This is a genomic window from Rhizobium sp. P1_B8 (genome assembly GCF_056406515.1).
In genome coordinates, this window is record NZ_JBFTZZ010000015.1 from 297,678 (window position 1) to 311,949 (window position 14,272).

The 14,272-nt window shown below is 58.6% G+C and carries 12 protein-coding genes and 3 pseudogenes; 10 read left to right on the forward strand and 5 right to left on the reverse strand.

Features of this window, described 5'->3' with window-relative positions; all coding sequences use genetic code 11:
* Positions 1-2: 2 nt before the first annotated feature.
* Positions 3-1,715, reverse strand: coding sequence for a SulP family inorganic anion transporter (locus AC1D2N_RS19055; protein WP_130729642.1), 1,713 nt, complete (start codon positions 1,713-1,715; stop codon positions 3-5).
* 80 nt (positions 1,716-1,795) lie between these two features.
* Positions 1,796-1,918, reverse strand: a pseudogene (locus tag AC1D2N_RS19060) (HlyD family secretion protein); the annotation flags it as partial.
* Positions 1,919-2,224: 306 nt separating this feature from the next.
* On the opposite strand from AC1D2N_RS19060, the gene AC1D2N_RS19065 reads away from it, so the two are divergent.
* The 3 genes from AC1D2N_RS19065 to AC1D2N_RS19075 are packed head-to-tail and all read left to right on the forward strand — an operon-like array spanning position 2,225 to position 4,940.
* Positions 2,225-2,539 (forward strand): hypothetical protein, encoded by a 315-nt coding sequence (locus AC1D2N_RS19065; RefSeq protein WP_130729643.1) that lies wholly within the window; start codon positions 2,225-2,227, stop codon positions 2,537-2,539.
* A 41-nt stretch (positions 2,540-2,580) separates the two neighbouring features.
* Complete coding sequence (locus AC1D2N_RS19070; protein WP_130729644.1) at positions 2,581-3,972, forward strand: DUF3300 domain-containing protein; 1,392 nt, start codon at positions 2,581-2,583, stop codon at positions 3,970-3,972.
* A gap of 29 nt (positions 3,973-4,001) precedes the next feature.
* Positions 4,002-4,940, forward strand: coding sequence for a DUF2950 family protein (locus tag AC1D2N_RS19075; RefSeq protein WP_018245763.1), 939 nt, complete (start codon positions 4,002-4,004; stop codon positions 4,938-4,940).
* Here AC1D2N_RS19075 and AC1D2N_RS19080 read toward each other — a convergent pair.
* Together AC1D2N_RS19080 and AC1D2N_RS19085 are read right to left on the reverse strand one after the other, a co-directional pair.
* A pseudogene (locus tag AC1D2N_RS19080) lies at positions 4,903-5,433 on the reverse strand (CYTH domain-containing protein). The gene AC1D2N_RS19075 and the pseudogene AC1D2N_RS19080 sit on opposite strands and share 38 nt — an antisense overlap.
* A 32-nt stretch (positions 5,434-5,465) precedes the next feature.
* Positions 5,466-5,933, reverse strand: a complete 468-nt coding sequence (locus AC1D2N_RS19085) for a hypothetical protein (RefSeq protein WP_112907020.1) — start codon at positions 5,931-5,933, stop codon at positions 5,466-5,468.
* A gap of 264 nt (positions 5,934-6,197) precedes the next feature.
* On the opposite strand from AC1D2N_RS19085, the gene AC1D2N_RS19090 reads away from it, so the two are divergent.
* A complete protein-coding gene (locus tag AC1D2N_RS19090; protein ID WP_130729645.1) occupies positions 6,198-7,991 on the forward strand; it encodes a tetratricopeptide repeat protein in 1,794 nt (597 codons plus the stop codon).
* 110 nt (positions 7,992-8,101) lie between these two features.
* Here AC1D2N_RS19090 and AC1D2N_RS19095 read toward each other — a convergent pair whose 3' ends face one another.
* The gene (locus AC1D2N_RS19095; RefSeq protein ID WP_018245759.1) at positions 8,102-8,251 is read right to left on the reverse strand and encodes a hypothetical protein; all 150 of its coding nucleotides are present in this window, start codon (positions 8,249-8,251) and stop codon (positions 8,102-8,104) included.
* 146 nt (positions 8,252-8,397) lie between these two features.
* Between AC1D2N_RS19095 and AC1D2N_RS19100 the strand changes: the two are divergent.
* The 6 genes and pseudogenes from AC1D2N_RS19100 to AC1D2N_RS19125 all read left to right on the forward strand — a co-directional run.
* Positions 8,398-8,628 (forward strand): annotated as a pseudogene (locus tag AC1D2N_RS19100) (hypothetical protein); the annotation flags it as partial.
* Positions 8,629-8,902: 274 nt separating this feature from the next.
* Positions 8,903-10,096 (forward strand): plasmid partitioning protein RepA, encoded by a 1,194-nt coding sequence (gene repA, locus AC1D2N_RS19105; RefSeq protein WP_018245756.1) that lies wholly within the window; start codon positions 8,903-8,905, stop codon positions 10,094-10,096.
* A 4-nt stretch (positions 10,097-10,100) separates the two neighbouring features.
* On the forward strand, positions 10,101-11,102 hold the full coding sequence (gene repB, locus AC1D2N_RS19110; RefSeq protein WP_130729647.1) for a plasmid partitioning protein RepB: 1,002 nt from the start codon (positions 10,101-10,103) through the stop codon (positions 11,100-11,102).
* Between the two features lie 154 nt (positions 11,103-11,256).
* Entirely contained in the window at positions 11,257-12,561 is a 1,305-nt protein-coding gene (gene repC / locus AC1D2N_RS19115; RefSeq protein WP_130729648.1) for a plasmid replication protein RepC, read from the forward strand.
* Between the two features lie 112 nt (positions 12,562-12,673).
* Complete coding sequence (locus tag AC1D2N_RS19120; RefSeq protein ID WP_130729649.1) at positions 12,674-13,558, forward strand: dihydrodipicolinate synthase family protein; 885 nt, start codon at positions 12,674-12,676, stop codon at positions 13,556-13,558.
* 7 nt (positions 13,559-13,565) lie between these two features.
* Positions 13,566-14,243 carry a GntR family transcriptional regulator gene (locus AC1D2N_RS19125; RefSeq protein ID WP_018245752.1) on the forward strand — a complete coding sequence of 226 codons (678 nt, stop codon included), beginning with the start codon at positions 13,566-13,568 and terminating at the stop codon, positions 14,241-14,243.
* Positions 14,244-14,272 lie beyond the last annotated feature (29 nt).

A 14,272-nucleotide genomic window follows, 5' to 3' on the forward strand; every position in this document is an offset into this window, starting at 1 on the left:
GTCTAAAGCTCAGTGCTTGCCGAGTCGCTCGCTTGGCTATTCTTGCTCGTGAGCGCCGTCAGGGCTTCTTCCCTGCCATTGAAAAGGTTGTGAGCGCCGATCGCCTTGATCACTCCAGCGCGGTCGAGAATGTCGCGGCTTTCTTCGCTGAGGTCGGCGATTGCGAAGATGATATCTCGCTTCGCAAGGATCTCGGCCACAGCGGCGAGCGTGGTCGCGCCAGTGCTATCAATATGTGTGATAGCACTGGCATCCAGCACAAAGCAGCTCGTTCCGGCCGCGAGCTCCTTCGCAATCGTCGTCAGCCGCATACGCAGGTAATCGGCATTGTAGAACAGGATGTTGCCCTGGATCGCGAAGACTGCCGCACCCTCTACGGGGCGCGCTTCCGGAAAGCGGGCCAGGTCGAAGAAACCATGCCGTCCCTCGATGCGGCCAAGAAGGCCGTCGCGCGGGAACATCGTCTTGCGCACCAGATAGACAAGGGTTGCGGCAACGGCGACGATTACGCCGTTGAGAACGCCGAAGCTGATTGCGCCCCACATTGCGATCAGCGCAAAGACGAATTCCATGCGACTGATGCGCCAGATCTTTTTGAGCTCGTGAACATCGATAAGGCTGATGGCTGCCGTTGCAAGGATTGCCGCGAGCGCAGGGATTGGAAGTATCCGCAAGGCACTATGAAGGAAAACAAGTGCCGCAACCAGCGTGGCGGCCGAAACCAAACCGGAAGCTTGAGAGACGCCGCCGGTCGACAGGTTTATGGCGGTTCTCGAATCCGACACGCTGATCGGAAACGAACCGAAGAGGCCGGGTGCGATATTGGCGGCGCCAAGGCCGATCAGCTCCTGATTTGCATCGACCTCTTCGCCGGTCCGAGATGCGAAGCTGCGCGCGGCTACGATGCCGGCGCCGAAGCTCACGAGAAAGATCGCAGCGGAGCCGAGCACGATCTTGTCGAGCGGCATCTGATGGAGTGCTGGCAAGGAGAGCATCGGCAGCCCGCTCGGAATGTCGCCGACGACGGCGATGCCTCGTCCCTGAAAATCAAAGATTGCGGAAAGAACGACGGACAGGACGACGACCAGAACGGGGCCGGGGACCTTGACCGGGAAGGCCCGGACTGCCCATAGCAATGCGAACATGAGCAGGCCGAAAAGGAGCGACGGCCAATGGATCGAAGCGCTCTTGCGGAGAATCTCGAGGAGCGGCGGGATCAATCCCTCCGACTCGATCTTCACTCCGGTAAAACGACCGATCTGGCCGACCAGGATCGAGAGGGACACGCCTGCGAAGAAACCGACAAGAATGGGGCGGGAGAGAAAGCTTGCCAGGACGCCGAGCTTCAGCAGCTTTGCAGCGATGCAAAAGAAACCGACCCCGAGGGCAAGGGTCGAGGCGATGGCGACCCGATCGATGCCGGCGGCGGCGGGCTCTGCCGCAATGATCGCCGCCATCGCAGCCGCAAGTACCGTCATTGTGGCGGCGTCGGGGCCGATGACCAACAGCCGGGAAGGACCGAAGATCGCGTAGGCGATCGGACCAACGATGCTGGCGTAGATGCCGGTTTCAGGCGGCAGACCGGCGATCGCCGGATAGGCGATGGCGCTCGGCAAGCCCACGGCCGCAATCGAAAGGCCAGCCGGTATGTCACTGCGGAGCCAGTCTCGATTGAAACCGGCCAGGCCACGCAGGATCGGAAGATTGGCTATCACCGCGGCCTCCTGACATGTTTCTCTGCACCTTGCCGGCATCACGTTTGCATCGCTGATGCCGAAAGGATCGGCGTCTCATTTCAATGTTCCAGGAACACGAAGTTCATCCAGCTGCTCATGCGCAGAAGCACTTTTCGCAGAACTGCCACGTGGTGCCAGTGGTGGGTATAGACCGCGACCTCCGCGACGACGCCGCCCGGCATGATCTGAATTCACACCGTTCCGTCGCTGTCGACCATGAAATTCTAGACCCGCTTTGGCCCAAAGACCCGTAGCATCACGTAAGCTACACGGGCGGCTTGGTAGTCGGCCCGTGCGACAAGAACGTCTCTGCGGAAACTAAAGAGGTGGGGTCCGCGAGATGATGCCATTCGAGTTTCCATGTGCGGAATTTCCCGAGTTTTTCGGAAGCCGGCTAACGTAAGATCGCGTATTTTACGTCTCTCGGCGATCCGCCTGTTATATAGTCCCTTGCATCTGCTTAGCGTAGTTCGACGGCGGAGGCGGAGATGGTGTCGGGAGAAAGTGGTTCGACATACTTGTCCGCCCTCGAGACGGCAGAAACTTCTTTTCCCGAACAGAAGCGGCTGGTGCAGCGGCTTTTCTATGTCAACGAGCCCTTTCACAGCATGTGTGAGGATCTCGCTGCTGCGGCGCAGGCTCTGGCACATATCGAGGGGCTACCGGAGGCGGTTCGAGAGGCGCGGCGGCAGGAATATACAGATCTCGTCGACGCCCTGTTGAAAGAAATGGGGGAGGCGATCGCCCAATCGAAAATTGTGGTGCTCAGGCGGTCGCCGCCGACCGGCCCGAAATCTCCGTAAGCGCTTCTGTCATTCAATGATCCTAGGGAGGTACGTGCGTTATGAAAGCAATATCTCGCAAACTGCTTGGTGGATTGTCGGCTCTCGCAATCATTGCGTTCCAGCCGGCCCTCCCTGCGCGAGCCCAGACCCCTGCGCCGGCAACGGCACCCGCACAGACGAGTGCCGACCAACCCGAAACCGCGCTTCTGTCGGATGATGAGCTAGAAGTACTGGTGGCACGGATCGCCCTCTATCCGGACGAGTTGGTCGCGGCAATTTCAGCTGCCTCGCTCTTTCCTCTCCAGGTCATCGAAGCGCAGCGGTTCCTGGAGGCGAAGAAGAAAAATTCCGATCTCAAGCCCAAGAGTGATTGGGACGGCAGTGTCGTCTCGCTTCTCAACTATCCAGACATCGTCAAGATGATGAGCGAGGATCTCGACTGGACCCAATCGCTCGCCGATGCGCTCGCCAACCAGCAGAAGGATGTCCTGATTGCCATCCAGCAGCTTCGCGACGAAGCGGTGGCAAAGAACATCATCAAGACGGATGACAAGGTGACGGTTGTTACCGAAAACGACAACATCATCATCCGCCCAACCGATCCGGAAAAGATCTATATCCCGCAATATCCGCCGGAAATGCTCTATGAGCCGGACTATGCGTCAGCGCCGGTCTCCTATTACCCCGATTATTACGACAACTATTATTATCCCGGGGCGACATTCTTTGCCGGCGCGGTGACCGGCCTTGCCTGGGCAGCCGTCGTCAACTGGGATGACTGGGGTGTATGGGGTGGCCGCTGGGATGGCGATATCGATATCGACTGCAACAATTGCCTGAACGACCGCAACTTCAACGGAAAGCTGAAATGGAACGACGTCGATTGGAGCAATGTCGATCGCAGCAAGCTGAGTATCGGCAAGGACCAGATTTCGAAGCTGGACCGATCGGCGATCAAGTCGGGGCTGCAGGCCGACAATCGCAACCAGTTGCGCAACAGGGCTAACGATATCCAGGCGAGCCAGAGACCTGCGAATCGTGCCAATTCGGCGCGAGCGGAAGATATTCGCAAAAGCACGGCGCAGGGACTGAAGGAGCGGCCGCAGGGAAATAGGCCTACGGCCGCCAATCGCCCGGCTGCATCCCGGCCCGAGGCGCGTCCTCAGAAGGCAGCCAATCGTCCGTCAAAGCCTGCGCAGAAATCCGTCAAGAAGCCCAACAAGCCGCAGATGGCCGCCAGACCCGACAATCGCGGACGGCAACCAAGCGCGCTTGGCAACGTCCAGTCCGGTCGTCGCGAGACTGTCTCCTCAAAGCGGGGAGCGCAGAGCATGGGCGCCCATCGCCAGTCAGCGCGTCCCCCCCAGCAGCGGTCGCGCCCAATGCCGAGTCGCGGCGGTGGCGGCCGTGGCGGCGGTGGTGGACGCGGCGGTGGCGGCGGACGGCGGTAAAACCTCTTTCTAGCTCAAGGAGTTACATCATGAGACGTCAATCGATCGCAATTCCGTTTATGCTTGCGACGGTGCTTTGCGCAATGCCGGCGGCACCGGCGCTCTCCCAAGTGCAGACAGATCTCGCCGAATACAAGGCGGCAACGCCGTCGCCGAAATTCGACAATCCATCGCTTGCTCTAGACAAACTGAAATCTGCCCTGAGTTCCGACAGTATCGACGATCTTGCCGCTTTGCTCGGCTTGAAGCCAGACAAGCTGCGCTCGAGCAATGAGGCGATGATCGCCTACGGATTGATCCGCGAAGGCGCCGAGCGTCAAGTGGTCCTGCGGGATTCTGCAGGCATGAAGATCGTTGCGATCGGCGATCGGCTCTGGCCGCTGCCGTTTCCGCTGACCGAAGGCAAGGACGGCAAATGGTCCTTTGACACCCAGCGCGGTTTCGAAGAGATCATCAACCGCCGCATCGGAGAAAATGAACTCGCCACCCTTGATACGATGCACGAATATGTCGCGGCGCAGTATCAATACGCATCCGAGGATCGTGACGGCGATGGCATTTATGAGTTCGCGAAGAAATTGATCAGCAGTCCGGGCAAACTTGATGGCCTGTACTGGGATCCGAACGTCTATCCCGAGGAAAGCCCGGCAAGCGCGCTGGTCGAGACGGCGGCCTTCGGCGCCGCCAAACGCGGGGAAGGTTACTTTGGCTATCGCTATCGCATCCTGACTGCACAGGGAGACCAAGTCCTTGAGGGCAAGAAAAGCTATATAGTCAACGGCTACATGACGGGCGGCTTTGCCCTTATCGCTTGGCCGGTCAAATATCGGGTGACCGGCGTGCAGACATTTGTTGTCAACGGGAGGAGTGCCATCTACCAGCGCGATCTCGGCCCGCAAACCGAAGCGCGGGCCGCGGCGATAAAAGATTTCAATCCGGATGCCGATTGGACCATCGTAGGCGAGTAGGATCCGAGCCAGTGGCTCCCTGCGCTATGGCCGACACACGCGAGGCAGCGGCCATGGCGCGGTTGGAGTACCGGTTGTTGCCCGTTACCTCGCGTCCAAGCCATTGCGGCAGCGTGAAGCGGTCATCCTCGCTCGCCATTTCGATCTCGGCGAGCGTCAATCCTTCGTACGGTTCCGCAAAGACGTCCACCTGCCAATGTCTATCGTCATGAAGAACGCGGTAGCGGGTTTTCTCGAGAATGTGACCGGCGGCGAGCAGAAGATCACGTGCCTCGCCGACGGGAATTTCGTACTCCTATTCCTCTTTAGCGAGGCGTGACTTGGGGAACTTAATTGTGAGGTATCCACAATGTCCGTCAATCAGGCGAACGCGCACGCAGCTCCGATTACGTTGGGACAGATAAGCCTGCTGTAGGACCTGCCCATTGTCGGCGCAATGACGCCAACTGTCGTCGCGGACCAGAAACTTGCGCTCGATTTCAGTCGCTTTCAATTGTGGTTCCTTCGCTTGGATCGCTCCGTCGGTCACTCGACAGGCGGTTCCCAGGTCAGGAAGAAGCCTACGTCGCCCGGCATGCCGTCGGGGAAGTTGATGATCATCGCCTTGAGCCCGTAGCCCTGTGGCTTGGCAACCTCCTCGAACAGTTCCAGAAGCTCCTTTGCCCTTCCCTGCAGCGTCTTCTGCCATCCGGGAAGATTATTATTGATAGCTCGACCGCTATCGGTGCAGAAAGTCGAGGGGAAGCTGTAGATCAGTGCTTCGTACTTGCCGTCCGCAGCTGCCTTCATGACGAGCCGCTTGATAACGGCGCGTTCCGCTTCACCGATTTGCTTGCGAAAAAAATCCTCCACGAATTCGGCATGTTTCTTTGCCTCCCGCGATTTGATCTTTTCGTTGCGCTCCATTTCGAGAAGCTGAAGCTCCAGAGCACGCTTGCGCAGATCCTCTGCGCTTGTCATCGAATGGGATGTTGGCGTCTCAGGTGATGTCATCGTCGCTTCCTCCATCATGCGCGGAAATGATAAGGCGCGCGGGGAGGCTAGGGCAGTAAAATACACGTCCGCTTCGGTAGTATACTGTATCTTACGCTGGCATGCGGCGCTCGCTGCCCCCTCCCTGAACGTCGGTGGCCGTCAAAGTTAGTTTGTCCCTGTCAGCTTGTTCGGTCGAATGGCGTTGCCGTTCTGACAAGTCGGGACTATTGTCTGAAGCATTATACTGCAGGTTGTTTGCAATCGGAAACTGGCGGGGAACCGATGACAAGTGCAGGTGTTGGTGCAACTGGCAGCGGCTTGGCTTCACACGAAGAAGTGCAGCAGCAACTCGAGCGCGTTCTTTCCAGTCCGGAATTTCGCCTTCCCGAGCGGGCGAGACGATTCCTGGAATTTGTCGTGACTGAAACGCTTGCCGGTCGTCGCGACTATTTAAAGGCCTTTACCATCGCGCAAGCCGTTTTTGGCAGAGATGCGAATTTCGACGCCCAGCAGGATCCGTGCGTACGCATCGAAGCAGGGCGGCTGCGCAGAGAGCTGGAGCACTATTATCTGACTGCCGGCAGCGCCGACCGGGTCATCATCACGATTCCGAGGGGCGGCTATGCTCCGGTCTTCGACGTGAGGCCGGGCGTTGAAACGTTAGCGATGCCGCAATCCGAATGGCCGATATCTTCGGAGGAGGGCTTACAACGGATTGATGCCCCCGGGGATGTAATCAAGCGAATTACGGCAAATCCCCAATTGTCACGATCCCGAAATTGGCTCCTTGCCGGAGGCGTGTTGTTAAGTCTTCTCTCGGCCGCCGCGCTGCTTCAGCATGACAGGCCGCTTGACGCGGGAACTGAGATAGCATCCGGAGTCGGCAGTCGCCCGATCATTGTCGTCGAGCGCTTCGAAAGCAGTTCCGACGGGAGACTTGCGTTGGACATTTCGCAGGGCATCACCGACGACATTATTGAAAAGCTGGTTCCCTTTAACGACATTGTCGTCGTTACCGACTTGCCGCGGTCCAGAGAGGGGCAGATTTCGCCAGAGCCGCTTTATGCCCTTCAGGGAGGCGTGCGGTTGGAAAGCAGCATGCTGCGTTCAACCGCGCGGCTTGTACGGCGGACGGATGGGGCCGTTATCTGGGCGAGCAATTACGATGCCGACATGAAAGTGCAGGGCATCCTGAAAACGCAGGCAAGTCTTGCCGAACAAATTGCAACGGCAGTCGCGCGTCCATTTGGCGTCATGTTCCAGACCGATACCGCCAATATCGCTAATGGCGCGGACGCCTTTTCATGTGTCTTGTCCTATTACAGCTACCGCAGCGAAATGACTGCCCGTGCACACGAAATCGCAAAAACCTGTTTGCAACTTTCAGTTGAGGAAAAATCGGCCGATTCCAATGCCACGGCCTTGTTGTCCCTGACCTATCTTGATGAGTTTCGCTTTCCGTATCAGTTGAACACAAGACCGACCGTCGCCACGCTTGGCGTCGCAAAGAAATTTGCAGAGCGCGCCGTGCAACTCGACCCAAAGAATGCGCGCGCACTTCAGGCCCTCATGCTTGCCAATTTTTTCGGTGGAGATTTGGCCGGGGCCATGCGCGCCGGCGAGGCGGCCTATGCCAGCAATCCGAACGACACTGAAGTGGCCGGTGAATACGGCTTGCGCTTGTCGATGTCGGGCCAATGGGGCAGGGGATGCGAGCTGATTTCTGCGGTCGTCAGCAAAAATGCTGGCCCCCGCGGATATTACGAGGTGGGAATGGCGCTTTGCGCCTTCATGCGAGGGGATACACAGGCTGCGGAATTATGGTCCCGCATGTCGGACCTCAATTACAATCCGATGCATCGTCTCGTGCTGGTCGCTATCCTCGGCTCCATGGGAAAGAAGGCCGAGGCGAAGGAGCAACTCGACTGGATCGAGCTCCACTCACCGGCGTTGATCCCGAATATTAAACAGGAGGTCGCCAGTCGGCTGGTGCGGATCGAAGACCAAGAGCGGTTTTTTGTAGGACTGCAGGCAGCCGGCTTGCCGCTGCAAAACGACGAGAAGCCTGGGAACTGAGTGCAACGACTGCAACGTCTGTTTTATTCTCACTTTGGTGAATATCAGGCTCGTCGCGTGCAGTCTGCAGGTCGTCGTGACGGGCCGCTATGACAATGAGCTGATCAAAATCAGATCGCTATTGCCTTCACGACGAAAGGTTGATCGGCCCATCTATCCTGGGCATCGGAGCCGAACAGGATGAACTTCAAGATCCTGCCGCGCTTCTTGAACTCGACCGAGTTCTCGTTGCTTGCAAAGCGGCATCGGGATGGTTTCATGAGAAATCGACAGGCGAAAGTTTCGCATCGCTCGCTCTGAGCTTTGCGATCAGACCTCAAGAAACCTTCATGAAAGCTCGGGGTTGAAATGGCCGCACCCGGCTCCAAATCCGTCGGCGGTAGTCGAAACGCAAGGGCAGGGGCGCATGGGCAACGCGCATATCGATCGGATCGGCCGGGTCAAATCAGCCTTGGGTTTCGTTCTCGTGCTTTTCGGCCTCTTCTCCTGCCGCCAGGCATTTGCGCCGCCTGTCGATATCGGCGGCCTGACGGTGACGTCGCCTGATGCCGCTTCGGGCTGGAGGAAGGCTGGCAAGGGCAATCTCTTTATGCTGCAGAAAGATTTTCCGGAAACGGAGGACGATAAGCGCGGAAATGAGAGACAGCGCCCAAGCTATTGATAAAGTGGATTTATACGGCGACGCCATTGACCTCCCGGTCGGCTGGAAAGCCACCGTTGGTATCAGTTACTTCGAGCCGTCGGCAATGCGCGAATCACCTGAAATCTGTGTCATGTCGTCAGCCGTCTCGATCGGCTGAAACGGGCGGTTTGGTTAAGCATTTGTAAATTGGTAACGAATCGGGGCATATAGTAACTGCGCAACTGAAGCGCTTTCGTTCAAAATTGCGCAGTTACCTGGGAAAAAGATCATGCAGCCGAGTCTTGCTGTTCAGGACGATCAAGAGCACCTCCCATCGCTTCTGGCAACAGATGCGAAGGAGTTATCCTATCAACTTCAGCAGCATCAGGCAAAAATCTTCCCCCCGCTGTCGCAAAAGACGATCAGAACATTTTCGCCGGCGGAAGCTGCGGCCTTTATCGGCATCGGAGAAGGTTATCTCCGCCAGGTGGCCGCCGACGGCCATGGGCCCGATCCGCTCGCAAACGGACGGCGGCTTTACAGTGCAACGGATATGGATCGCATTCGCCGGGTCCTCGACGAGCGAAACGGAACGCCGAAATATGTGCCGGCTCGCAGGCCGGGCGAGAAGCTCCAGATCATCTCCGTCATGAATTTCAAGGGCGGCTCGGGCAAGACCACCACTGCGGCCCATCTGGCGCAGTTCATGGCGCTGCGAGGCTACCGCGTGCTCGCCGTCGACCTCGATCCGCAGGCCTCCTTGTCCGCCTTGTTCGGTCATCAGCCGGAGTTCGACGTCGGAGAGGGCGAAACGATCTACGGTGCGATCCGATATGAGGAGCCGCGCCCCATCGCCGACATCGTGCGCGCCACCTACACGCCCAATCTGCATCTCATTCCGGGCAATCTCGAGCTGATGGAATTCGAGCACGAGACGCCGAAGGCGATGGCGTCGGGGACGGCGGAGACGATGTTCTTTGCCCGCATCGGCGAAGTCCTGACGGAGATCGAAAGCCTTTATGACGTCGTGGTTATCGACTGCCCGCCACAGCTGGGTTTCCTCACGATGTCGGCGCTCTGCGCGGCAACCTCGGTCTTGATCACGGTCCACCCGCAGATGCTGGATGTCATGTCGATGTCGCAGTTTCTGACGATGACGAGTGAGCTGATGTCGGTCGTCGAAAAGGCTGGCGGACGTACCAGCTATGACTGGATGCGCTATCTCGTGACCCGGTTCGAGCCGAACGACGGACCGCAAAGCCAGATGACCGGCTTCATGCGGGCGATCTTCGGCAATCGAATGCTGCACAATGCCATGGTGAAATCGACGGCGGTCGCCGATGCCGGCGTCACCAAGCAGACTCTCTACGAGGTCGAGCGGTCGCAGTTCACACGCGGAACCTACGATCGGGCGCTGGAATCCCTCAACCTCGTGAATGGCGAGATCGAGGCGCATATTCGCTCGACCTGGGGAAGGAAATAGATAGATGGCGCGCAAGAACCTCATCGAAATTTCCGCTCCGAACCCGGAAAGGATGGACGCGGTTGCACCACGCGACAATCGTCCGATCGCCGGATTCGTGCCGCAGGAGCGCAGTGCTGCGCCTGTCGGCGGCATTACGAAAACGCTCGGCAACATTACCGAGAAAATGGAACGTGCGAGTGAACTGGAACGGCAGCTTGCCACCGGCCAGACCATCGTCGAACTCGATCCCGGCCTGATCGACGCTTCCTTCGTCAGCGACCGATTGGCGATCGATGCGGCCGAACTTGCACAGCTCGTCGAGCAAATCCGTGAGCACGGGCAGCAGGTTCCGATCCTAGTCCGCCCACATCCCGAAACCAGGGGACGCTACCAAGTCGCCTATGGCCATCGTCGCCTGGCTGCCGCCCGAGAAATCGGCATCAGGGTGCGCGCGGTCGTCCGCGATCTCACCGACGGTCAACTGGTCGTCAGCCAGGGACAGGAAAACAGCGCTCGAACCAATCTCTCCTACATCGAGCGCGCGCTCTTTGCATCGCGGCTCGAGGAACGCAGCTTTGGCCGCGATGTCATTATGGCGGCTCTCGGCGTGGACAAGGCGGCGCTGTCGAGAATGCTGATCGTCATACGACAGGTCCCCCTGAGGCTCGTCAACGCCATCGGTGCGGCACCTGATATCGGCCGCCGGCGATGGTTGGAATTGGGCGAGCGGCTTGAGAAAGCCGACGTCGAGAAGATCATCGCGGAGTTGTCCGCGGACGACGCGCGCAAAATTTCGAGTGACGAGCGCTTTCAGCGGGCACTCGTTCTGGCAACGAAGAAGACGGCCGCGCCGAAGCCGGCGGTGGCCAAAACCCAGGTTAGTGGCGTGCCTGTCATGATCAAGACGACAGCGTCCGGTGCGACCTTTGTCTTCGACGGCAAGACCGCACCCGGTTTCGATCAATTCGTCCAGGAACGGCTGAAAGGCCTGTTCCAGGAGTTCAACAAGGACAGAGGAGCGTAGCGAGCAAAAGAAAAAGGCCCCCAACGACGCCGTCGTGGAAGCCCTTCTCAGATCTTAAGCACATCGAGAATCGCATTTCCACGAATCACAGTCAAGCGTCTTAGGCACCAAATTGGTGGATGGTTTTCTTTTGCCTGAACGAAGGTGAAGGCAAATGGAGAGTGGATATGTGACGACGCCCTTTGGGCGGCGGCCGATGTCGCTTGGCATGCTGGCAAGTCAGCAATTGGCCGAGACCATCGAGCCGGGAATGAAGCGCAGTAAGTGGAAGCTGTTCAGGGCAATCTGTGAAGCGCGGCCGGCGCTCGGCGTGACCGATCGGGCGTTGACGGTGCTCGATGCGCTTTTGACCTTCTACCCAGACGATGAGATTTCCGAGGAGAAGGGCCTGATTGTCTTCCCGTCGAATGCGCAGCTGTCGCTGCGTGCTCGCGGCATGACGGCAGCCACCCTCAGGCGGCATCTTGCCGTCCTGGTCGACGCCGGCCTGATCCTGCGCAAGGACAGTCCGAACGGAAAGCGCTATGCGCGCCGCGACAGGGCAGGGGCCATCGGCGAGGCCTTTGGCTTTAGCGTCGCGCCGCTTCTGGCGCGTGCTGTCGAGATCGAAAGCCTGGCCGCCCAGGCGGTTGCCGACCGGGAACTGTTACGGGTGACCAGGGAACGCCTGACGGTGGGCCGGCGCGATGTCTCCAAGCTGATCGCGGCGGCTATCGAAGAAGGGGTTTCTGGTGATTGGGAAGGCATTTCGGCGATGTTTCGAACGCTCCTTGCCCGGATTCCGCGCGTGGCGACCGCAGAAGAACTGGCACCGTTGCTCGATGAGATGGGGCTGCTGCGTACCGAGATCGTCAACGTGCTGGAAAGACGGATAAAAACGAAAAAAATAGACGCCAATGAGTCTCAAGTTGAGCGTCACAGACAGAATTCAAATCCCGACACCACTTATGAACTTGAACCAAGCTTCGAAACGAAGCAGGGCGAAAAGGCAGCAGCCGATGATGAACCGAACGCCGGGCCGCCGGTCGAGCGAAGATTGAAACAGCCGAAGCCGTCCGGCGGGATGAGCAACAGGGCGGGAGGCGCGGTCGATCCAGGGGCCGGGCCAAGCCTGAAATCCTTCCCGCTCGGCCTCGTCCTCCAGGCCTGCCCGAGTATTCTCGACTACGGGCCCGGCGGAACCATCGGTAACTGGCGAGACCTGATGTCGGCCGCCGTCGTTGTGCGCTCGATGCTCGGCGTCAGTCCCTCGGCCTATGAGGAAGCCTGCTCCGGTATGGGGCCGGAAAACGCCGCAACCGTGATCGCCTGTATCCTGGAAAGGGGAGGGCAGATCAACTCGCCCGGTGGTTACCTCAGGGATCTGACCCGAAGGACCGAAAGGGGCGAGTTTGCGATCGGCCCGATGCTGATGGCGCTCGTTCGGGCGAACGGACCGGCAGCAAGGCATGCCAGTTGATCGTAAGGAAGCTACGGCCGCGACAATCGCGTAACGAGGGGTGTGTAATCACCTCTTTACAGCTAACATGTTAGTCTGCTACGTCTGACGCGGTAATTGGGAGGAAGCATAGTTGACACAGAAATTCGGGCTCTCGGTCGCGCTTGCGACACCGTTCGACAGCAATGGCGATATCGCGATCGAGGCGATGATCGAGCAGGCGCGGCGCAGCCTCGCGGCCGGATGCTCGAGCGTTACGCTGTTCGGGACGACGGGTGAAGGCTCTTCCATCGGAACGCAGGAACGTGAACGTGTCCTCGCTTCGATGCTTGATAGCGGGATAGCAGCAAAGCAAATCATCGTCGGCGTGCTGGTCGACGCGGCCGAGGATGCCGCGATGCTGGCAAGTCACGCGCTTTCCAAAGGAGCCCGAAATATCCTTCTTGCTCCCCCTTCCTACTTCAAGAACGTGAGTGATGACGGCGTCTTCCAGTGGTTTTCGGCTGTATTCGCCATCCTCGGCGACAAGGCGCGAGACATTATCGTCTACAACATTCCCTCGCTCACCATGGTTCCGCTGACCGTATCGTTGATTGGTCGGCTGCGGACCGCCTTTCCCAACATCGTTATCGGCGTCAAGGATTCCTCCGGCGACTGGCCTTTCACGGAAGCACTATTGAAGGCGCATGGCGATCTCGTCATCCTGGTGGGGGACGAACGTCACCTGGCGAGGGGCGTGCGGCTTGGCGGCCAGGGTGCGATCTCCGGCATGGCGAATTTCGTGCCACGCGAGGTCAAGCTGATGGCGGAGGAAGGCATGGACGATTCCCGCATCGAGGATTTCGTGGAGGAACTGCTGAAATTTCCGGTGACTGCGGCCGTGAAAACCATGGTCACTCACGTGACGTCGGATGAAATCTGGCTTGCGGTTCGTCCGCCACTCGTCTCAATATCCGCAGAAGGGCAGGCGCAACTCTTTCGTGCCTTCGATACTCTTTTCCGCTCGAAAGCGGCATAGGGCGGACATGTTTCTGGGAGAGGCGATGGACGGAACCGACGAGCAGCCGACACTGCGGGAAAAGGCGTATGAAAGCTTCACACGCCACCTTCTTGCGCGTGATGTGCGCCCCGGCCAGTTCGTTTCGCAGCGTCGCCTCGTCGAGCTGACGGGGCTGACGCTTGGCGCCATCCGCGAACTTATCCCGAGGCTCGAAGCCGAAGGGCTGATCAAGACAGTGCCCCAGCGGGGTTTGCAGATCGCTCATATCGACCTTAACCTCATTCGCGAGGCGTTTCAGCTGCGCGTCTTCCTGGAGAAGGAAGCAGTTGCGCTTTTCACCCGCTCTGCGTCTGACGAGACGATCGCCAAGCTTCTGAAACAGCATCGGGATATTGCCGATGCCATTCGAAACGGCGATGGATCGCACGAATTGGAAGTGCACGCGCAAGCTGTCGATTGGGGCATGCACGACGCCTTTATCGATGCTTTAGGAAATACCATCATCTCGAACGCCTACCGGGTGAACTCGATCAAGATGCGCCTGATCAGTCAGGATCGTTTTCGCATCGATGGTCACGTCGGACCTGTCATGGGCGAGCACCTCAAGGTGCTCGAGGCAATCGAACGACGATCGGCGGAGGACGCCGTCAACAGCCTTGTCGCACACATTAATCATGCAAGAGATCGTGCGCTCAGGATATAATCGGAAATAAACAGCCGGGGGTGAGGAGA

Bases quoted from the DNA above. Each gene is read 5' to 3' on its own strand.
- AC1D2N_RS19070 (WP_130729644.1), top strand. From the start codon at position 2,581: ATGAAAGCAATATCTCGCAAACTGCTTGGTGGATTGTCGGCTCTCGCA.
- AC1D2N_RS19065 (WP_130729643.1), top strand. From the start codon at position 2,225: ATGGTGTCGGGAGAAAGTGGTTCGACATACTTGTCCGCCCTCGAGACG.
- repC (WP_130729648.1), top strand. From the start codon at position 11,257: ATGGAGAGTGGATATGTGACGACGCCCTTTGGGCGGCGGCCGATGTCG.
- AC1D2N_RS19125 (WP_018245752.1), top strand. From the start codon at position 13,566: ATGTTTCTGGGAGAGGCGATGGACGGAACCGACGAGCAGCCGACACTG.
- repA (WP_018245756.1), top strand. From the start codon at position 8,903: ATGCAGCCGAGTCTTGCTGTTCAGGACGATCAAGAGCACCTCCCATCG.
- AC1D2N_RS19095 (WP_018245759.1), bottom strand. From the start codon at position 8,251: ATGAAACCATCCCGATGCCGCTTTGCAAGCAACGAGAACTCGGTCGAG.
- AC1D2N_RS19075 (WP_018245763.1), top strand. From the start codon at position 4,002: ATGAGACGTCAATCGATCGCAATTCCGTTTATGCTTGCGACGGTGCTT.
- AC1D2N_RS19085 (WP_112907020.1), bottom strand. From the start codon at position 5,933: ATGACATCACCTGAGACGCCAACATCCCATTCGATGACAAGCGCAGAG.
- repB (WP_130729647.1), top strand. From the start codon at position 10,101: ATGGCGCGCAAGAACCTCATCGAAATTTCCGCTCCGAACCCGGAAAGG.
- AC1D2N_RS19090 (WP_130729645.1), top strand. From the start codon at position 6,198: ATGACAAGTGCAGGTGTTGGTGCAACTGGCAGCGGCTTGGCTTCACAC.